Here is a 19,597-nt window from a genome sequence, read left to right as displayed (position 1 = left end):
CAATCAGATTCCTTGTTCACTGAGCCACAGGTTCAGGGCCGCCAGTTGCCACAGTTTCGAACCGCGCAACGGGGTCAGTTGGCCTTGCGGATCAGTCAGAAGCTTGTCGAGCATGGTCGGGTTGAACAGGCCGCGATCCTGGCTCGGATCCAACAGCAGTTCGCGCACCCAGTTGAGCGTGTCGCCCTGCAAGTGCTTGAGACCCGGCACCGGGAAATAGCCTTTCTTGCGATCGATCACTTCGCTTGGAATGACCCGGCGCGCAGCTTCTTTCAGCACTTGCTTGCCGCCATCGGGCAGCTTGAATTGGCCTGGTACACGAGCCGACAGCTCGACCAGTCGATAGTCGAGGAACGGCGTGCGCGCTTCCAGACCCCAGGCCATGGTCATGTTGTCGACACGTTTGACCGGGTCATCGACCAGCATCACCGTGCTGTCCAGGCGCAGCGCCTTGTCCACGGCAGCCTCGGCGCCGGGCTGGGCAAAGTGCTGTTTGACGAAGTCGCCCGCCGCATCGTGGTCGACCAGCCATTTCGGCTGCACAGTCGCTGCGTAGTCGTCGTAGCTGCGATCGAAGAACGCATCGCGGTAGGCCGCGTATGGGTCCGCCGCGCCGTCGACTTGCGGGTACCAGTGGTAACCGGCAAACAGCTCGTCCGCACCTTGGCCGCTTTGCACCACTTTGCAGTGCTTGGCCACTTCACGGGACAACAGATAAAAAGCGATGCAGTCGTGGCTGACCATCGGCTCGCTCATCGCCCGGAAGGCGGCGGGCAGTTGCTCGATGATTTCTTTCTCGTCGATGCGCAACTGATGGTGGCGCGTGCCGTAGTGCTTGGCGATCAGGTCGGAATACTGGAATTCGTCGCCGCGCTCGCCGCCGGCATCCTGGAAGCCGATTGAGAAGGTCGACAGATTCTCTACACCAACTTCGCGCAACAGGCCGACGAGCATGCTCGAGTCGACACCGCCGGACAGCAACACACCGACATCCACCGCCGCACGCTGACGAATCGCCACCGCTTCGCGGGTGCTGTCGAGGACGCGATCGACCCAGTCTTCCAGATTGAGGTTTTTCTCGTCTTCATTCGGGCCGTAGGGCAGGGTCCACCAGGTTTTCTGCTCGGTGCGGCCATCGGCTTCAACGCGCATCCAGGTGGCGGGCGGCAGTTTTTCGATACCGGCCAGCAAGGTGCGCGGCGCGGGTACGACCGCGTGGAAATTCAGATAGTGATTGAGCGCCACCGGATCGAGGATCGGGTTGATGTCGCCGCCCTTGAGCAGCGCCGGCAGTGCTGAGGCAAAACGCAAGCGTTGGCCAGTGCGCGACAGGTACAACGGCTTTACGCCGAGACGGTCACGAGCGATGAACAGGCGCTGGGCATCACGCTCCCAGATAGCGAAAGCAAACATGCCATTGAGCTTCGGCAGCAGCGCCTCGCCCCAGGCGTGATAACCCTTGAGCAGCACTTCGGTGTCGCCACCCGAATAGAAGGCATAACCCAGCGCTTCAAGCTCTGCGCGCAATTCCGGGAAGTTGTAGATCGCACCGTTGAACGCCAGGGACAGGCCCAGTTGGCTGTCGATCATCGGCTGCGCAGAGCCGTCCGACAGGTCCATGATTTTCAGGCGTCGATGACCCAGGGCAATCGGCCCTTGGGCATGGAAGCCCCACGCGTCAGGGCCGCGAGGGGCCAGGTGATGGGTGATTCTCTCGATCGCTGCAAGGTCTGCAGGTTGTTGATCAAAACGTAACTCGCCAGCTAATCCGCACATAAAGTCCTTACCGGTTTTTCCGTTGGGGAAGGTCAAGCCGTACCGCGCGAAAAGTGCGGGTACTCAGAAACTGACCTGTCTCGGTAGGTGGAGTTTTAGATCGATAAGTTATAAGGCGGCCACGCTGGCTCCGGCCGTAACGCTATCGGTGCGGATCGAGTCTCGGGATGTACCCCTGCGCCGTTACGCTTTTTTTGCATAAGCCCTCACGTGCACGGACGTCCCGGGTGGGGTGGTGCAGGGCTGTTTTTTCCATACAAAAAAGCGTTTGATCTGCGTGGATTTTGTCCAGCATTTTGAACTGTTATCGGCTGCCCGGCAGCGCTAGGGTCAAGGCTTCAAATCGCAATAAAGGACTATTGCCATGCCCACCCAAGACAAGACGAATCCACAGATTCAGGCCTCGGTCCTGAGCACCTTGTACGACGCGACCGGTGATCTCGATACCGCTGAAAGCCTGAAAAAAAGCCTGCCGGCGCATCTGCTCACGGCTTCTGCGGCCACGCTGAACAAGCTGGACGAAATCACTCGTGAACTGCACACCCTGCAAGTCAAAGTCGACAAGGATCTGACCCGGCTCAAACCCTTGCACAGCTTCTGCATCAGCGAACTCAACGCGGCGCTGAGCGAGAAATGGCCAGCGGTCTATGACGTGAGCGAGGATCTGCTCAGCCTGCCCGGCGTCGATTGTAGCTGCGATGTGAAGGCGACGGATCAGGCCGAGATCGGCTTGGTCAGACACGCGACGCAAAGCCTGTTGCAGGCAGCCATGCAAAACTTCACCGCAGACGAGGAGCAGGCCGACGGTTTCCCCGCCGGCAGCCTGGTGCGCGTCAAGAGTGTGCCCGCTGGCGTGAAGGATCTGACGCCGGCAGCGTTCGCAGCGTTGTGCCGCAAGCTGGATCTGGGCAAGAAATACCAGGAGCATCTGCAGCAAGTGTTCGGTCTGCGTGAGGAGTGCGGCAAAGTCGTGGCGACCAGTGCCATGACCCGCAATATCGCCGCATTGAAGCAATCGCTGCTGGAGCTGGACGCTCATCTTGCGGAGCTCAAGGGCGATATCACCGCAGCTGGTTTGCGCATGCTGCAGGATCTGATGCTGGCCGAAGGCGTCGCTTCGGCGCAGCACCTGCGCTACGGCAAAGACCCGATGATCATGCAGGGCATCAGAATTCTCGACAGTTGCGTTTGGGGCGTGGTGGTATTTTCCAAACGCTCCGTGGAACAACACCCTGAGGACGGATGCATGGTGTATATGCCCGGCGAGCCCGAGCGCGCCGTGTATGAGTACCCGAGTTTCAATGCGTTCAAGCGCTACCTCGCGCAACAACTCAAGAGCACGGAATATCAGGGGTATTTCGCCGGCAGCCTCGATGAAGATGACAAGGCTGACTTCTTCAAGGCGTTGGCTGAGAAACCCGATCTGGGCGTCGTCGAACAATGGCCGATCAATGTGGCGCTTTTTGATTTCATGGTGCAAAGCCATGTCGGCAAGTTGCAGATCGACGCGCGCAAACTGGCGGTGCCAACCGCTGATATCGATGAAGAGATCCGACAGAAACGCCTGTTGGATTTCGTTCAGCGCGGGGTGACCGTGGCATCGGTGGCGGGGCTGTTCGTGCCGGTCCTGGGGCAATTGATGATGGGCGTCGCGGTCGGGCAATTGCTCGGTGAAGTGTATGACGGCGTCGCGGACTGGCGCCGCGGTGATCATCAGGAAGCACTGTCACATCTGCTCAGTGTGGTAGAGAACATCGCATTGATGGGCGTTTTCGCCGGCGGTCAGAAGGTGCTGGGAACTGTGGGCAAAAAACTGCTGCGCACGCATCCGGAGTTCTTCGCGCAGTTCACCGCGATACTCGATCGGGCCGGCAAGCCACGCCTGTGGAAGTCCGATTTGAGCCCGTACGAGCATGCTTTGCCGGCCGGATTCACCATCGGTGCCGGTTCAAAGGAGTTCTACCAGATCGGCAACAAGACCATCGCCCGCTTTGAGCACCGCCTGTTGGCTGGCAACTTTGATATCGACACTCAGCACTGGCGCCTGGAACACCCCGCACGCGCGCAAGCCTATGCTCCGGAACTGATCCGCCACGTCGAGGGCGGCTGGCGGTTCCCCGCTGAACAGCCCGAAGAATGGGGCAGCAGCGCCTATACGCTCAAGCGCATCGATCCGCAGTTGAGCGAATTTGCCGACAGCGACCTGGACATCCTTCGCCGGCTGAGCAACACCTCGCAGCAGACCTTGCTGGAGACCTTCAACGACAATCTGAGCCTGCCGGTACGCCTGCGCGATACCGTCGAGCGCGTGCGCATCGAGCGCCAGCTGCGTGAGTTGACCACGGAACTGGAAAACGGCGAGATCCACTCCGAGCAACCTCTTGAAGAACAGATGCACGCCTTGACGCAACTGCCGGGCTGGCCGACTGACCGATACCTTGAGGTCATCGGTCATGAAGGAGACGTCGAAACCACTTATCCTGCAAACAGCACGCTCGACGAAACCCTGGGAGTGCCGGTCACCCAAGGCCAGTTGGCACTCGGGCGCTTGCTGCAAACCGTCATCGATGGCCTCTACGAGCATGAAGTCGAGGCCTTGCTCGGCGGCAAAGTCGCGAAAAGCACGCAAGCCACCGGGCTGGCAAGAAAACTGGGTGCTGCGCTCAAATCCGATTACCGCGCGGCGTTCGAGCGGATGTACAAGCGCTATGACCACAGTGACGCGCAGGATCTGGGTAAATTACGCCAGGTCTTCGCCGACATTCCGGCGCGCGATGGTCAAAGGCTGATCGACCGCGCTTCGAGTGTCGAGCGCCTGCACTTGCGCTCGACCGGGAGCGCGCCCTTGCGGTTGGGACAGCGGGCTCGGGCCGGTATTGCCGAGGTGCGGCTTGACCGGGCGCTGAGCGGGTTGCACTGGTCGTGGCTGGCCAATGCCGACACCGACAGGCTGGCCATGAAATTACTGCCGCGCCTGAGCGGCTGGAACGCACAGCTGCGTCTGCAAATGCGCGACAAGGCCTTGACCGGACCGATACTCGAAGACATCGGCGATGCGTCGGCGACCTCGGAAAATACCGGCTATCTGGTGAAGTCCACGCAGGGCTATGAGGCGTTTGGCGGCGACAAAAAATCCTTGGGCAAGGTGGCATCCGGCCCCGACGCTTTGTACATGGCCATCCTCAAGGCATTGCCGCCACGTCAGCGGACCGCACTCGGGTTTGCCGATGCCGGACAGCTCAGTACGCAACAGTTACGCAAAAAGCTGCTCAACGTTGCCCTCGACGAACGCGAGGTCACTGCGCGGGCATTGCGCGGCGGCAGTACGGAATCACTTCCCGTCGAGCCGGCCTGTGTGCAAGGCGATCAGGTCCCCGCGACAGCTCATTCACGCACACTGCTGCGCAAAGCGCGCAGGCTTTATCCGCGTCTGAGCGAGCCGCAGCTCAGTCAATTGCTCGATGCACTGGGCGATGATCCGTTGAGCCGTGCGACCCGCATCAAAGCCCTGCGTCAGGATCTGCAAACCCTGCGTGACGCTCTGTTTGTCTGGAGTGAAGATGCCGCCGCCCTGCAAGCCATTGGGGGCGATCTGGCCGAAGCGCGGCACAGTCGGAAAATGGCTGCCGAGCTGATCGAGGAAGCGTTTCGACGCTTTCATTGGGCCACCAACGAAGAGGGAAAAAACCTCTGTACCCTTGACCTTGACGGCATGCGCATCGGTAAGGTGCCGACGTTACCGTCGTCGGTGAGCTTCGACCATGTCGAGCAATTGTCGATGCGGAACATGGCGCTGGGGGATGATGTGGCGTACTTCCTCAAGTCCTTCAAACAGCTCGACTCACTGGAACTGGGCAGCAACGCGATCACCCGGCTACCTGAAATGTTGTCGCACATGCCGCGTCTGCAACGGCTGAGCCTGGCAAACAATCAGCTCAAGCTCACCGAGCAGACCCTGGCGAAGCTGAACAGGCTGAGCACTTTACGCTACCTGAATCTGGACAAGAATCCGTTGGGTGCCACCCCTGATTTCAGCCGAATGTCGCAACTGCGTCGCTTGTCGCTGAACGATACCGGCATCACCGAACTGCCAGAAGGCCTCGACCATTCTGCGCACATTGAACTGATGGATCTGACCGCCAACAGCATCACGGAGCTGCCCGAGTGGTTGTTCGAGAAATCACGACGTTTCACCGGCGCACTCAAGCTTGGGCTGAACCCCTTTTCGGAAACGGCCAAAACGCATCTGGAGAACTATCGCGATAATTTCGGCGTTGGGATGGACTATGTCGCCGATGACATCGCACGGCTGAACGAGCAAACGGCGCGCTCGCTCTGGTTGACGAAGGTCAGTGGCGAAGAGTGGGCAGAGCAGTCGCGCATCTGGGCGGCATTGCGCAGCGAGCGGACGGCCGATGGCTTGTTCACTTTGCTGGCGCAACTGGGCGATACCGCAGACGGCAAACAGGGCAGCGCTGACATGCAGCGACGCGTCTGGGCGGTACTGAAGGCGGCGGAAGCTGACGAGCCGCTGGGCCGTCAACTGCTCGACATCGCGGCCGATCCGCTGCACTGCACCGATAACGCGGCGCTGGTTTTCAGTCGCCTTGAAGTCGCAGTGGAAGTCGAGCGGGTGAGCAGGGCTGCAAGCGGGAGCAGGGGTACTGCCAAGGCGTTGTTGGAACTGGGCCGCAGCCTGTTCAGGCTGGACAGGCTGGAAGAAATCGCCCGGGAGCATTCGCTCCGGGCGCCAAAGGTCGATGCGCTGGAAATGAACCTCGCTTACCGCATCGGTCTCACCGATGCGCTGGGGCTGCGCGGTCAACCGAAAGATATGCTGTTCAGTGCCCAGAGTGGCGTGACGGCCGCTGATCTTGAGGTCGCAAAAAATCGCGTCTTCACCGCTGAACTCTCCCCGCAATGGCTGGAATACATGCAGGGGCGAACGTTCTGGCGTGACTATCTGCGACGCATATTTGTCCGCAAGTTTGCGCTGATCGATGACCTGTACGACCCGCAAATGAGCGCACTGTTCGACAAGAAGGACACGCTGCCCTCTGGCGATTATTTGAGTCAGAACCAGGCACTCAAGCTTGAAAAGGACCAGGCTGAAGACGTGCTGTTCAAGAGCCTGACGGAAGACGCGATACGGCTGATGGATCTGGGCATCTGCGAAATGCCCGATACGTGAAATTCACTTGCCGCGAATCAACTGCCGTAAGGCGAAACGATTGGGATGGCAGGCTTCGGCCACACTGCGTGGCAATGGCAGCGGCTCGTTGTCCAGCCACGCGGCAAGCAGCTCGCCGGACAGCGGCGCGGTGATCAGCCCGCGAGAACCGTGGCCGCTGTTGACGTACAGACCATCGAGCCACGGGCAGGCGAGGTCCGGTACTTGCCGGGCGTCTTTGCTCAACGCTGCGTAGGTCTGATTGAAGGTTTGCAGATCAGCGAGCGGGCCGACAATCGGCAGGTAATCGGGGCTGGTGCAGCGGAAAGCTGCCCGGCCCTCAAGGTTCGCAAGTGGCTGCTCGCTGATGTTGAGGCGTGTCAGCAGGTCGCTGGAAATTTCTTCGAGCATCGCCAGATTGCCTTGGTGCTCGGCAGTCGTGGGTGTCAGATCGTCATTGTTGAAGTCGAAACTGGCACCCAGCGTGTGCTCGCCCAGGCGCGCCGGGGCGACGTAGCCCTCGGCGCACACCACCGTAGCCAGCGCATGACTTTCTGCAGTCTCGGCCAGACGCGTGATTTGGCCGCGAATGCGCTTGAGCGGTAGGTCGGCACTCTGGGCAAAACGTTTGATTTCGGCGGCACCGGCCAGGATCACCACCGGCGCACTGGCGAGCAAACGTTCGCCGTCGAAGGCTTGCCACAGGTCTGCGACTTTGCGCAGTTCCAAAGCTTCGTGATGGCTGAGCAACTCAATGTTGGTGTGGGTTGCCTGGGCCTGACACAACGCCGGCGGATGCACCCAGCCGCCTTCGGGGTAGAACAAACCGCCGTGGGCCACGCCGACACCGGCGCGGGCCTGGGCTTCAGGTTGCTCCAGCCACTGCAAAAGATCTTCAGGAAACGCCGCCGCCAGTTGCGCGTGGCGCTCGGCTTCCTTGGCGTTGAACGCCAGTTGCAGCACGCCGCAGTCATCCCAGTCGCTGCCGCGTTGCAGGCTTTCCAGCAGGCGCCGGGTGTAACCGAAGCCGCTGACGATCAACTGCGACAACGCCGTGCCATGGGCGGACAGCTTGAGATAGAGCACACCTTGCGGGTTGCCCGAGGCTTCTTGCGCGACGGCCGCGTGACGCTCCAGCAGACTCACTTGCCAGCCGCGCGCCGCCAGGCTCGACGCTGTCGCGCAGCCAGCCAGGCCGGCGCCGATCACCAGCGCCCGGCGTCCACCGCACAACGGAGCAGGGCGGGCGAACCAGGGTTTCGCCGGTAGGGGCGCCGTCACCTCGGCGGGCCAGCCGAGAAATTCGCCACGCAGGATTTCCCACTTGTGGCCGATGCCCGGCGTGCGCTTCATCTTGAACCCGGCAGCATTGAGCAGACGGCGGACCCAACCGGTGCTGGTGAAGGTGCTGATGGTCGAGCCCGGCGCAGCCAGCCGCGCCAGTTCGACGAACAGTTCAGCAGTCCACATGTCCGGATTTTTCGCCGGGGCGAAACCGTCGAGAAACCACGCGTCGATCTGTGCGTCGAGATGCGGCAATTGCTCCAGCGCATCGCCGATCAGCAAGGTCAGCGTCACGCGGCCGTTGGCCAGAGTGATGCGTTGAAAGCCTTGATGAATCGCCACGTAATGCCTCAGCAACTGATCCGCCAACGGCATGAGTTCTGGCCACAGTGCCAAGGCCCGGCGCAGATCCGCAGGCGCCAGCGGGTACTTCTCGACGCTGACAAAATGCAAGCGCGCGCCGGCCACCGCGTGCTGTTCGAACAACTGCCAGGCACAGAGAAAATTCAACCCGGTGCCGAAACCGGTTTCGCCAATCACCAGACGTCCATCCGCCGGCAGCGCAGCGAAACGCTCGGCCAGACGGTTCTGTTCGAGAAACACGTAACGGGTTTCCTCCAGCCCCGACTGGTCGGAAAAATACACGTCATCGAACACCCGCGAACGTGGGCGTCCCTGGTCGTCCCAGTCGAGTTGGGCGTGGGGCATTTCGGCTTTCATGGCAGGCTCGGCAAACACAAGGCGGCCATTCTAGCCGATCGCGCCGATACTACCGATCCAGCACAAGACTCGCGGTGAAAAGAACCCTGTGGCGAGGGGATTTATCCCCGCTGGACTGCGAAGCAGTCCCAGAACCAACCACCCCGTTTTCCCGAGTTAAACCGTGCTTCCGGGATTTACGACTGCTGCGCAGCCGGTCGGGGATAAATCCCCTCACCACAAAGTTCTCATCCCGTCCTGAGTTCGTGGGAATTTCTGCCCTGCGCCCGTGCCCAATCCGCTAGTCTTGCTGAACCCTGGAAGGAGCCGTCCCATGTTTGAATCCGCTGAAATCGGTCACGCCATCGACAAAGACACTTACGAGGCGGCCGTCCCTGCGCTGCGTGAAGCCTTGCTGGAAGCGCAGTTCGAGTTGCAGCAGCAGAAGCGCTTTCCGGTGATCATCCTGATCAACGGCATCGAAGGGGCGGGCAAGGGCGAGACGGTCAAGCTGCTCAATGAATGGATGGATCCGCGCCTGATCGAAGTGCGCACCTTCGACCAGCAAACCGATGAAGAACTGGCGCGGCCACCGGCCTGGCGCTACTGGCGGATGCTGCCGGCCAAGGGGCGGATGGGCGTGTTCTTCGGCAACTGGTACAGCCAGATGCTCCAGGGCCGGGTGCACGGACTGTTCAAGGATCCGCGTCTGGACCAGGCCATCGCCGGCGCTGAGCGTCTGGAAAAGATGCTCTGCGATGAAGGCGCGTTAATCTTCAAGTTCTGGTTTCACTTGTCCAAGAAGCAGATGAAAGCGCGGCTCAAATCGCTGGCCGACGACCCGTTGCACAGTTGGCGCATCAGTCCGCTGGACTGGCAGCAATCACAGACTTACGACAAATTCGTCAAATACGGCGAGCGGGTGCTGCGCCGCACCAGCCGCGATTACGCGCCGTGGCATGTCATCGAAGGCGTCGATGCCAATTACCGCAGCCTGGCGGTGGGCAAGATTCTCCTCGAAGGTCTGCAAAACGCGCTCAAGCGTGCCGACGTCAATCCACACGAAGTCAGTGCCGCGCCGCTGGGTACGCCGGTCGATCAGTTGAACCTGCTCGACAGCCTCGACCTGACGCAGCGTCTGGACAAGAAAGACTATGAAGAGCAACTGATCACCGAGCAGGCGCGCCTGTCCGGGCTGATGCGCGACAAACGCATGCGTCGCCATGCGCTGATCGCGGTGTTCGAGGGTAACGACGCGGCGGGCAAGGGCGGGGCGATTCGCCGCGTGGCAGCGGCGCTCGATCCGCGTCAGTACAGCATCGTCCCGATTGCCGCACCGACCGAAGAAGAGCGCGCACAACCGTATCTGTGGCGGTTCTGGCGACACCTTCCGGCGCGGGGCAAATTCACCGTGTTCGACCGCTCGTGGTACGGGCGGGTGCTGGTCGAGCGGATCGAAGGCTTCTGCACCCCGGCCGACTGGCTGCGCGCCTACGGCGAAATCAATGACTTCGAAGAGCAACTGGCCGATGCCGGCGTCATCGTGGTCAAGTTCTGGCTGGCGATCGACAAGGACACGCAGATGGAGCGCTTTCAGGAGCGCGAGGAGATTTCCTTCAAGCGTTTCAAGATCACCGAGGACGACTGGCGCAATCGGGAAAAGTGGGACGACTATCGCCGGGCGGTCGGCGACATGGTCGATCGCACCAGCACAGAGATCGCGCCGTGGACGCTGGTCGAGGCTAACGACAAACGCTGGGCACGAGTGAAAGTATTGCGCACCATCAACCGCGCGCTGGAAGACGCGTTCGAGAAATCCGACAAGAAGGCCAAGAAGCACAAGGACTGAAGCGATGGCCGCGCATACGCCGGGTGAATGATCCTCGCGGTCGGCAAGAAGGTGGACTTATGCTCAAGTCCACTTTCAACCTACAACAACAATGAGGTATGCCATGCGTGAAGTGGTGATCGTCGACAGCGTGCGGACCGGCCTGGCCAAATCCTTTCGCGGCAAGTTCAACCAGACCCGCCCCGATGACATGGCGGCCCACTGCGTCAATGCGCTGCTGACCCGCAACGATATCGACCCGGCCAGCGTCGAGGACTGCATCGTCGGCGCCGGCTCCAACGAGGGCGCGCAGGGCTACAACATCGGCCGCAACGTCGCGGTACTGTCGCGCCTGGGCACCGGCACCGCCGGCATGACCCTCAACCGTTTCTGCTCGTCGGGTTTGCAGGCGATCGCGATTGCCGCCAACCAGATCGCCTCCGGTTGCAGCGACATCATCGTCGCCGGCGGCGTCGAGTCGATCAGCCTGACCCTGAAGAGCGTCAACACCGATCACCTGATCAACCCGCTGCTCAAGCAACAGACTCCCGGCATCTACTACACCATGGGCCAGACCGCCGAAGTGGTGGCACGACGTTATGGTGTCAGTCGTGAGGCGCAGGATCGCTATGCGCTGCAAAGCCAGATCCGTACCGCGCAGGCCCAGGCTGCCGGTCTGTTCGACGATGAAATCGTGCCGATGGCGGTGAAATATCGGGTCGAGGACAAGAACAGCGGTGAAGTGCAGATTGTCGACGGCGTCGTCGAGCGCGACGATTGCAACCGCCCGGACACCACCTACGAAAGCCTTGCCGGACTGAAACCGGTGTTCGCCGACGACGGTTCGGTGACGGCGGGCAATTCCTCGCAGCTGTCCGACGGTGCCTCGATGACACTGGTGATGAGTCTGGACAAAGCGCTGGAGCTGGGGCTCAAACCGAAAGCGTTTTTCCGTGGCTTTACCGTCGCCGGTTGCGAGCCGGACGAAATGGGCATCGGCCCGGTGTTCTCGGTGCCGAAACTGCTCAAGGCCAAGGGCTTGCAAGTGGCGGATATCGATCTGTGGGAATTGAACGAGGCGTTCGCTTCGCAGTGCCTGTACAGCCGCGACCGGCTGGAGATCGACAACGACAAATACAACGTCAATGGCGGCTCGATTTCCATCGGCCACCCGTTCGGCATGACCGGCTCGCGTCAGGTAGGGCATCTGATCCGGGAATTGCAGCGGCGCAACCTGCGTTACGGCATCGTCACCATGTGCGTGGGTGGCGGGATGGGGGCGAGTGGGTTGTTTGAGGCGGTGCGCTAAAGGATTGGTTGCCCGTTCAGGCCCCTTCGCGAGCAGGCTCGCTCCCACAGGTGATCGCATTCCCCTGTGGGAGCGAGCCTGCTCGCGAAGGCAGCGCCACGGTTCAGCGGCTGGAATCCCGCCGCTGCATCCGCGCTATATAAGCCTGAATCTCCCGCTCGATCACCTGACCGTCAAACGGCCCCTCAAGGGTATTTTCCCGGGTGCTGAAATACAGCTCGCCATTGACCCGGCACACGCGGTCGCTGCGAAAACGGGTGGCGGGGGCGCTGTCCTCGGCGCGCATGGCGTGCATGTCGGTCTCCCTGATCAATGCGTTGAAAAGTCTGCAATCAGCTTATGCCTGAAGCACTTGGCGCGCCTGCCCGGCCGATCAACGGCGGCGCGCCGGTTTACTGCTGCGACCTGCACAGTTTCATTCGCGGCCTGGCGGCAACTGTCCCTGTGTTGTGCGCAGCCGGACGCCTAGAATGAGTGTCCTTGTCAGCAGGCTTCTGAGGTTCGCATGCACATTTCATCGGGGCGCTGGGTGTACGGACTGTTCCTGGCGCTGCTGACCGCGTTTCTGTGGGGCATCCTGCCGATCAAGCTCAAACAGGTGTTGCTGGTGATGGACCCGGTCACGGTGACCTGGTTTCGTCTGATGGTTTCCGGCGGCTGCCTGTTCATTTATCTGGCTTCGGTCAAGCGCCTGCCAAGTCGCAAGGTGCTCGGGCCGAAGGGCGGCTGGCTGGTGCTGATGGCGGTACTGGGGCTGGTCGGCAATTACGTGCTGTACCTGATGGGCCTCAACCTGCTCAGCCCCGGCACCGCGCAATTGGTGGTGCAAATGGGTCCGATCATGCTGCTGATCGCCAGTCTGTTCGTGTTCAAGGAGCGCTTCAGCATTGGCCAGGGCATCGGCTTGCTGGTGTTGCTGATCGGCTTCGGCCTGTTCTTCAATCAGCGCCTGGCCGAGCTGCTGACTTCGCTGTCCGATTACACCGCCGGCGTGTTGTTGGTGCTACTGGCGTCGACGGTGTGGACCTTTTATGCGCTGGGCCAGAAGCAATTGCTGACTGTGTGGAATTCGTTGCAGGTGATGATGGTGATCTACCTGTTCTGCGCGCTGTTGCTGACGCCGTGGGTACATCCGCTGAAAGCGCTCAACCTGAGCCCGTTGCAGGGCTGGCTGTTGCTGGCGTGCTGCATGAACACCTTGATCGCTTACGGCGCATTCGCCGAAGCGCTGGCGCACTGGGAAGCCTCGCGAGTCAGTGCGACGCTGGCGATCACGCCGTTGGTGACATTCGTTGCGGTGGCGATTGCGGCGCGGATCTGGCCGGACTACGTGCATGCCGAGGAGATCAACGCCCTGGGCTATGGCGGGGCGGTGCTGGTGGTGCTGGGTTCGGCGCTGGTGGCGTTGGGGCCATCGTTGATTGCCGGGCTCAGGGCGCGGCGGGCCAGGGTTGTGCCTGGCTGACGATCGGCGGCGCCTGAATTCGCGAGCAGGCTCGCTCCCACTTTGCAATGCAATTTTCCTGTGGGAGCGAGCCTGCTCGCGAAGACGGACTTTCAGGCGCTACATGACTCAGCCCTTGGCGCCAGCCTCGATCATGTTCTCCGGGCGCACCCAGGCATCGAACTCTTCATCAGTGAGATAACCCAGCTGCAACGCAGCCTCACGCAAAGTCAGCCCTTCGCTGTAAGCCTTCTTGGCGATCTCCGCCGACTTGTCATAACCGATGTGCGGGTTCAGCGCCGTCACCAGCATCAATCCACGTTCCAGATGCTTGGCCATGACCTCGGCATCCGGTTCGAGCCCGGCGATGCAGTGCTGCTGGAAGTTGCTGCAACCGTCGCCGAGCAGACGGATCGATTGCAGCAGGTTGTGGATGATCACCGGTTTGAACACGTTCAACTGCAAGTGCCCCTGACTGGCGGCAAAACCGATCGCCACATCGTTGCCGAGCACTTGGCAGGCGAGCATCGACAGCGCTTCGCACTGGGTCGGGTTGACCTTGCCGGGCATGATCGAGCTGCCCGGTTCGTTGGCCGGCAGCTTCACTTCAGCAAAACCTGCGCGAGGACCTGAGCCCAGCAGACGCAGGTCGTTGGCGATCTTCATCAAGGCCACAGCGAGGGTTTTCAGCGCACCTGAAAGCGTTACCAGCGGTTCATGACCGGCCAGTGCAGCGAACTTGTTCGGCGCGGTGACGAACGGCAAGCCGGACAGCGCGGCCAGCTCGGCGGCAATCGCCTCGCCGAAGCCGTGCGGCGAATTCAGCCCGGTGCCGACCGCAGTGCCGCCCTGCGCCAGTTCGCAGACCGCCGGCAGCGCGGCGCGGATGGCGCGCTCGGCATAATCCAGTTGCGCGATGAAGCCGGACAATTCCTGACCGAAGGTGATCGGCGTCGCGTCCATCATGTGCGTGCGCCCGGTCTTCACCAGTTTCATGTGCCGTGCCGCCAGTTCAGCGAGGCCGCCGGACAGCTCGGCAATCGCCGGCAGCAGTTGTTCCTGCACCGCTTTGGCGGTGGCGATGCTCATGGCGGTGGGGAAGCAGTCGTTGGAACTTTGCGAGCGATTGACGTGATCGTTCGGGTGCACCGGCGACTTGCCGCCGCGCGGGTTGCCGGCCAGTTCGTTGGCGCGACCGGCGATCACTTCGTTGACGTTCATGTTGCTCTGGGTACCGCTGCCGGTCTGCCAGACCACCAGCGGGAACTGCTCGTCATGCTCGCCGGCGAGCACTTCATCGGCGGCCTGTTCGATCAGGCGAGCGATGTCGGCGGGCAGGTCGCCGTTGCGGTCGTTGACCCGTGCGGCGGCTTTCTTGATCAGCGCCAGGGCGTGCAGCACCGGTAGCGGCATGCGTTCCTGACCGATTGCGAAGTTGATCAGCGAGCGTTGCGTCTGAGCACCCCAGTAAGCGTCGTCCGGGACCTCGATCTGGCCCAGGCTGTCGGTTTCGATACGGCTCATCGTGCACACTCCTGTTGGTCTGTTGGCGCAATTTAGGCCGGCATCGGCCCGGGTGGTTCCATCGGCTCGATTGTTGACCGCAAAACCCCGCCAATCAAGCGCGGCAAGGGCCGGGGGTTGAGCCATAGCGATTGTTAGGCGCAGAATGGTCGCCCTTGGGGTTCGACCTCGCTTTGCTTAAAGGAAACTCGATGACTCGTCTTCGCGCCATCTGTACCGCGGTTGCACTGGTTTGCGCCAGCGGCCAGGTGCTTGCCGATACCGCCAGCCACAACGCCAGTGCCGAAGCTTTCCTGACGCTGGCTCACGCTGACAAGCTGGGTACCCCGGTGTACATGCAAGTGCAGCAAATGTTCGCCCAGCGCTTTGAACAGACCAAAGCCCCTGAGTCGAAGAAAGCCGTGCTCGAAACCTACCAGGCCAAGGCCAACGCCGCGCTGGACCAGGCCATCGGCTGGAACAAGCTCAAGCCCGACATGGTCAAGCTCTACACCAGCAACTTCAGCGAATCCGAGCTGAAAGATCTGGTTGCCTTCTACCAGTCGCCACTGGGCAAGAAAGTCCTGGAAAAAATGCCGCAGCTGACCCAGCAGTCGGCGCAGATGACCCAGGGCAAACTGGAAAGCGCGGTGCCAGTGGTCAACAAGCTGCTCGACGACATGACCAAAGAGCTGACCCCGGCCGCGGCGCCAGCCAAGAAGAAGTAAGCGGAGTTCGTGATGACCATGCAACAACGCATCGAATCGACGCTGGCTCTGTTACAGCCTGAGCACCTGCAAGTGCTGGACGAAAGCCACATGCACAGTCGCGGGTCACAGACCCACTACAAGGCGGTGGTGGTCAGCGCGCAGTTCGAAGGCCTGAACCGGGTCAAGCGCCACCAGAAAGTCTACGGCACGCTCGGCGAGCTGATGGGCGAGTTCCATGCGTTGGCGCTGCACACCTACACCCCGCAGGAATGGGCAGAGATCGACGGCGCTCCGGCGTCGCCGACCTGTGCCGGCGGTAGCAAACATTAAGATCAAAAGATCGCAGCCTTCGGCAGCTCCTACAGGGCACAGCCGCAGGCGGTGATGTTTTTTGCTAGAATCCGCAACGCGCCGCTTAGCCGGCGCGTTTTTTATTGAATCCGGTTCACCCTTTGCGAGGGTAGCCACCTGGAGAACTACCCATGACACAACCGATTGTCGTGGCGGCACTGTACAAGTTCGTCACCCTCGAAGATTACGTTGACCTGCGCGAGCCACTGCTGCAAGCGATGGTCGACAACGGCATCAAAGGCACTCTGCTGATCGCCGAAGAAGGCATCAACGGCACGGTTTCCGGCAGCCGCGAAGGCATCGACGGCCTGCTCGCCTGGCTCAAGAACGATCCACGCATGGTAGACATTGACCACAAGGAATCGTACTGCGACGAGCAGCCGTTCTATCGCACCAAGGTCAAGCTGAAGAAAGAGATCGTCACCCTCGGCGTCGAGGGCGTCGACCCGAACAAAAAGGTCGGCACTTACGTCGAGCCGCAAGACTGGAACGCGCTGATCAGCGACCCGGAAGTGCTGCTGATCGACACGCGCAACGATTACGAAGTGTCGATCGGCACTTTCGAAGGTGCAATCGATCCGAAAACCACCAGTTTTCGCGAGTTTCCCGACTACATCAAAGAACACTTCGACCCGGCCGTGCACAAGAAGGTCGCGATGTTCTGCACCGGCGGCATTCGCTGCGAGAAAGCCTCGAGCTACATGCTCGGCGAGGGCTTCGAAGAGGTTTACCACCTCAAGGGCGGCATCCTGAAGTACCTCGAAGAGGTGCCGCAGGAAGAAACCAAATGGCGCGGCGACTGCTTCGTCTTCGACAACCGCGTCACCGTGCGTCACGACCTGACGGAAGGCGACTACGATCAATGTCATGCCTGCCGCACGCCGGTCAGCGTTGAAGATCGCGCCTCCGAGCACTACGTCGCCGGCATCAGTTGCCCGCATTGCTGGGACAAGCTCAGCGAGAAAACCCGGCGCAGCGCCATCGATCGGCAAAAGCAGATCGAACTGGCCAAGGCACGCAATCAGCCGCACCCGATCGGCTACAACTATAAGCAAGCATCTTCCGAGGCTTAATCATGTCTGCGCGCCTGCTCTATGTGATGGATCCGATGTGTTCATGGTGCTGGGGGTTTGCTCCGGTGGCCAAGGCACTGGTCGAGCAGGCGCAGGCAGCCGGGGTCGAGCTGCATCTGGTGGTCGGCGGTCTGCGCACCGGCAGCGGTTCGGCGCTGGAGCCGACCACGCGGCGCTACATTCTCGAGCACTGGCAAGCGGTCACCGAGGCCACCGGCCAGCCGTTCAAGTTCGACGGCGCGTTGCCTGACGGTTTTGTCTACGACACCGAGCCTGCCTGTCGCGCCATTGTCACCGCGCGCAGTCTGGCGCCGGATTGCGCGTGGACATTGGTCGGGCTGATCCAGCAGGCGTTTTACGCCGAAGGTCGCGATGTCACCCAGGCCAGCGTGCTGGTCGAGTTGGCGGAGCAGGCCGGTGTGCCGCGTATCGAATTCGCGGCGTTGTTCGATCATGCCGATCAGCACAAGGCGACCCAGGCCGATTTCACTTGGGTGCAGGACTTGGGCATCGCCGGTTTTCCGACCCTGCTGGCCGAGCGCAACGGGCAACTGGCGCTGCTCACCAATGGTTATCAACCGCTCAGCGAGCTGTCGCCGTTGCTCGGCCGCTGGCTGGAGCGCGCGGCCTGTGTCTGACCGCGCCGATGACACGCCAGCCGTAGAGCGTGTCGACCGGCTGAGCTGGGCTGAAGTGCGGCGTCTGGCACTGCATCACAAGAAATCCCTGTGGATCGCCAACGGCGTGGCCGTGCTGGCGACGCTGTGCAGCGTGCCGATCCCGTTGCTGCTGCCGTTGCTGGTCGACGAAGTGCTGCTCGGCCACGGCGATGCCGCACTGAAAGTCATGAATCATTTTCTGCCAAGCATGTGGCAGCAGGCGGCGGGTTATATCGGCCTGATGTTGGTAGTGACCCTGACCTTGCGTTGCAGCGCCCTGTGTTTTGGCGTGTTGCAGTCGCGGCTGTTTGCGCGCCTGGCCAAGGACATCGTCTACCGCATTCGCGTACGCCTGATCGAGCGGCTCAAGCGCATTTCCCTCGGCGAATACGAAAGCCTCGGCAGCGGCACGGTAACCACGCATTTGGTCACCGATCTGGATACCCTCGACAAATTCGTCGGCGAAACCCTCAGCCGCTTCCTCGTCGCCATGCTGACCCTGGTCGGCACCGCCAGCATCCTCATGTGGATGCACTGGAAGCTGGCGCTGCTGATTCTGCTGTTCAACCCGTTGGTGATCTATGCCACGGTGCAGTTGGGCAAACGCGTCAAGCATCTGAAGAAGCTGGAAAACGACAGCACCTCGCGTTTCACCCAGGCCCTGAGCGAAACCCTCGATGCGATTCAGGAAGTGCGCGCGGGCAATCGTCAGGGCTATTTCCTCGGGCGCCTCGGTGTGCGCGCGCAGGAAGTACGCAACTACGCAGTCAACTCGCAGTGGAAAACCGACGCCTCGAACCGCGCCAGTGGTTTGCTGTTCCAGTTCGGCATCGACATCTTCCGCGCGGCGGCGATGCTCACCGTACTGTTTTCCGATCTTTCGATCGGGCAGATGCTCGCGGTGTTCAGCTACCTGTGGTTCATGATCGGCCCGGTCGAACAACTGCTCAATCTGCAATACGCCTACTACGCAGCGGGCGGTGCGCTGACGCGGATCAATGAACTGCTGGCGCGTGCCGACGAGCCGCAGTATCCCGGCGGCGTCGATCCGTTCAAGGGGCGCGACACCGTCGGCATCGAGGTGCAAGGCCTGAGCTTCGGTTATGGCGACGAGCTGGTGCTGGATCAGATGAACCTGTCGATCCTGCCCGGCGAAAAAGTCGCGATCGTCGGGGCGAGCGGCGGCGGCAAAAGTACCTTGGTGCAGTTGCTGTTGGGCCTGTACACGCCAGCGGCCGGGACCATCCGCTTCGGCGGATCGACCCAGCAGGAGATCGGCCTGGAGACGGTACGCGAGAACGTCGCGGTGGTGCTGCAGCATCCGGCGCTGTTCAACGACAGCGTGCGCGCCAACCTGACCATGGGCCGCATGCGTAGCGACGAAGCCTGCTGGCAGGCGCTGGAAATCGCGCAAATGGCCGCGACCATCCGCGCGCTGCCCGATGGCCTCGATAGCATCGTCGGGCGTTCCGGCGTGCGTTTGTCCGGCGGCCAGCGCCAGCGTCTGGCGATTGCGCGGATGATTCTCGCCGAGCCGAAAGTGGTGATTCTCGACGAAGCCACCTCGGCCCTCGACGCTGCCACCGAGTACAACCTGCACCAGGCGATGGCGAAGTTTCTCCATGGCCGCACCACGCTGATCATTGCCCATCGCCTGTCGGCGGTGAAGCAGGCCGACCGCGTACTGGTGTTCGACGGCGGGCAGATCGCCGAGGACGGCGACCATCGCCAACTGATCGCCGACGGCGGTCTGTACGCCAAGCTCTACGGCAACTTGCAACAGCACTGATC

General features: G+C 61.3%; 13 protein-coding genes. 9 read left to right on the top strand and 4 right to left on the bottom strand.

The genetic code is table 11. The features are described from left to right. Positions 1-3: 3 nt before the first annotated feature. A complete protein-coding gene (locus PSH90_RS18900; protein ID WP_150637682.1) occupies positions 4-1,776 on the bottom strand; it encodes an N-acetylglutaminylglutamine amidotransferase in 1,773 nt (590 codons plus the stop codon). A gap of 364 nt (positions 1,777-2,140) precedes the next feature. On the opposite strand from PSH90_RS18900, the gene PSH90_RS18895 reads away from it, so the two are divergent. Next, complete coding sequence (locus PSH90_RS18895) at positions 2,141-6,967, top strand: NEL-type E3 ubiquitin ligase domain-containing protein (RefSeq protein WP_305381290.1); 4,827 nt, start codon at positions 2,141-2,143, stop codon at positions 6,965-6,967. 3 nt (positions 6,968-6,970) lie between these two features. Here PSH90_RS18895 and mnmC read toward each other — a convergent pair whose 3' ends face one another. Beyond that, on the bottom strand, positions 6,971-8,950 hold the full coding sequence (gene mnmC / locus PSH90_RS18890) for a bifunctional tRNA (5-methylaminomethyl-2-thiouridine)(34)-methyltransferase MnmD/FAD-dependent 5-carboxymethylaminomethyl-2-thiouridine(34) oxidoreductase MnmC (RefSeq protein ID WP_305381289.1): 1,980 nt from the start codon (positions 8,948-8,950) through the stop codon (positions 6,971-6,973). A 313-nt stretch (positions 8,951-9,263) separates the two neighbouring features. Between mnmC and pap the strand changes: the two genes are divergently transcribed. Beyond that, positions 9,264-10,778, top strand: coding sequence for a polyphosphate:AMP phosphotransferase (pap, locus tag PSH90_RS18885; RefSeq protein ID WP_041478254.1), 1,515 nt, complete (start codon positions 9,264-9,266; stop codon positions 10,776-10,778). 103 nt (positions 10,779-10,881) lie between these two features. Continuing rightward, a complete protein-coding gene (locus tag PSH90_RS18880; RefSeq protein WP_016770940.1) occupies positions 10,882-12,066 on the top strand; it encodes a thiolase family protein in 1,185 nt (394 codons plus the stop codon). Positions 12,067-12,169: 103 nt separating this feature from the next. Here PSH90_RS18880 and PSH90_RS18875 read toward each other — a convergent pair whose 3' ends face one another. Further along, the gene (locus PSH90_RS18875) at positions 12,170-12,361 is read right to left on the bottom strand and encodes a DUF6316 family protein (protein ID WP_252868070.1); all 192 of its coding nucleotides are present in this window, start codon (positions 12,359-12,361) and stop codon (positions 12,170-12,172) included. A gap of 210 nt (positions 12,362-12,571) precedes the next feature. Here PSH90_RS18875 and PSH90_RS18870 point away from each other — a divergent pair, with 210 nt between their 5' ends. After that, positions 12,572-13,531: a DMT family transporter gene (locus PSH90_RS18870; protein WP_305381287.1), complete on the top strand. Its 960-nt coding sequence runs from the start codon at positions 12,572-12,574 to the stop codon at positions 13,529-13,531. A gap of 108 nt (positions 13,532-13,639) precedes the next feature. Here the strand turns inward: PSH90_RS18870 and PSH90_RS18865 are convergent, their stop codons facing one another. Further along, positions 13,640-15,034: a class II fumarate hydratase gene (locus PSH90_RS18865; protein ID WP_016770937.1), complete on the bottom strand. Its 1,395-nt coding sequence runs from the start codon at positions 15,032-15,034 to the stop codon at positions 13,640-13,642. Positions 15,035-15,225: 191 nt separating this feature from the next. Here PSH90_RS18865 and PSH90_RS18860 point away from each other — a divergent pair, with 191 nt between their 5' ends. The 5 genes from PSH90_RS18860 to PSH90_RS18840 all read left to right on the top strand — a co-directional run bounded on the left by PSH90_RS18860 (position 15,226) and on the right by PSH90_RS18840 (position 19,595). Further along, positions 15,226-15,741 (top strand): DUF2059 domain-containing protein, encoded by a 516-nt coding sequence (locus PSH90_RS18860; RefSeq protein WP_016770936.1) that lies wholly within the window; start codon positions 15,226-15,228, stop codon positions 15,739-15,741. Positions 15,742-15,753: 12 nt separating this feature from the next. Beyond that, the gene (locus tag PSH90_RS18855; protein ID WP_016770935.1) at positions 15,754-16,053 is read left to right on the top strand and encodes a BolA family transcriptional regulator; all 300 of its coding nucleotides are present in this window, start codon (positions 15,754-15,756) and stop codon (positions 16,051-16,053) included. Between the two features lie 152 nt (positions 16,054-16,205). Then, positions 16,206-17,147 (top strand): rhodanese-related sulfurtransferase, encoded by a 942-nt coding sequence (locus PSH90_RS18850; protein WP_041478261.1) that lies wholly within the window; start codon positions 16,206-16,208, stop codon positions 17,145-17,147. A gap of 35 nt (positions 17,148-17,182) precedes the next feature. Continuing rightward, positions 17,183-17,785 (top strand): DsbA family protein, encoded by a 603-nt coding sequence (locus PSH90_RS18845; RefSeq protein ID WP_177180902.1) that lies wholly within the window; start codon positions 17,183-17,185, stop codon positions 17,783-17,785. Further along, positions 17,778-19,595, top strand: coding sequence for an ABC transporter ATP-binding protein (locus tag PSH90_RS18840; RefSeq protein WP_252882471.1), 1,818 nt, complete (start codon positions 17,778-17,780; stop codon positions 19,593-19,595). Before PSH90_RS18845 ends, PSH90_RS18840 begins: the two co-directional genes overlap by 8 nt. The last annotated feature ends 2 nt before the right edge of the window (positions 19,596-19,597 follow it).

It is taken from the genome of Pseudomonas sp. FP1762 (genome assembly GCF_030687105.1).
Classification (GTDB): domain Bacteria; phylum Pseudomonadota; class Gammaproteobacteria; order Pseudomonadales; family Pseudomonadaceae; genus Aquipseudomonas; species Aquipseudomonas siliginis.
Note: the sequence above shows the minus strand (reverse complement) of the source record. Positions and strands in the feature narration are given on the sequence as shown.

Bases quoted from the DNA above. Each gene is read 5' to 3' on its own strand.
- PSH90_RS18900 (WP_150637682.1), bottom strand. From the start codon at position 1,776: ATGTGCGGATTAGCTGGCGAGTTACGTTTTGATCAACAACCTGCAGAC.
- PSH90_RS18895 (WP_305381290.1), top strand. From the start codon at position 2,141: ATGCCCACCCAAGACAAGACGAATCCACAGATTCAGGCCTCGGTCCTG.
- mnmC (WP_305381289.1), bottom strand. From the start codon at position 8,950: ATGAAAGCCGAAATGCCCCACGCCCAACTCGACTGGGACGACCAGGGA.
- pap (WP_041478254.1), top strand. From the start codon at position 9,264: ATGTTTGAATCCGCTGAAATCGGTCACGCCATCGACAAAGACACTTAC.
- PSH90_RS18880 (WP_016770940.1), top strand. From the start codon at position 10,882: ATGCGTGAAGTGGTGATCGTCGACAGCGTGCGGACCGGCCTGGCCAAA.
- PSH90_RS18875 (WP_252868070.1), bottom strand. From the start codon at position 12,361: ATGCACGCCATGCGCGCCGAGGACAGCGCCCCCGCCACCCGTTTTCGC.
- PSH90_RS18870 (WP_305381287.1), top strand. From the start codon at position 12,572: ATGCACATTTCATCGGGGCGCTGGGTGTACGGACTGTTCCTGGCGCTG.
- PSH90_RS18865 (WP_016770937.1), bottom strand. From the start codon at position 15,034: ATGAGCCGTATCGAAACCGACAGCCTGGGCCAGATCGAGGTCCCGGAC.
- PSH90_RS18860 (WP_016770936.1), top strand. From the start codon at position 15,226: ATGACTCGTCTTCGCGCCATCTGTACCGCGGTTGCACTGGTTTGCGCC.
- PSH90_RS18855 (WP_016770935.1), top strand. From the start codon at position 15,754: ATGACCATGCAACAACGCATCGAATCGACGCTGGCTCTGTTACAGCCT.
- PSH90_RS18850 (WP_041478261.1), top strand. From the start codon at position 16,206: ATGACACAACCGATTGTCGTGGCGGCACTGTACAAGTTCGTCACCCTC.
- PSH90_RS18845 (WP_177180902.1), top strand. From the start codon at position 17,183: ATGTGTTCATGGTGCTGGGGGTTTGCTCCGGTGGCCAAGGCACTGGTC.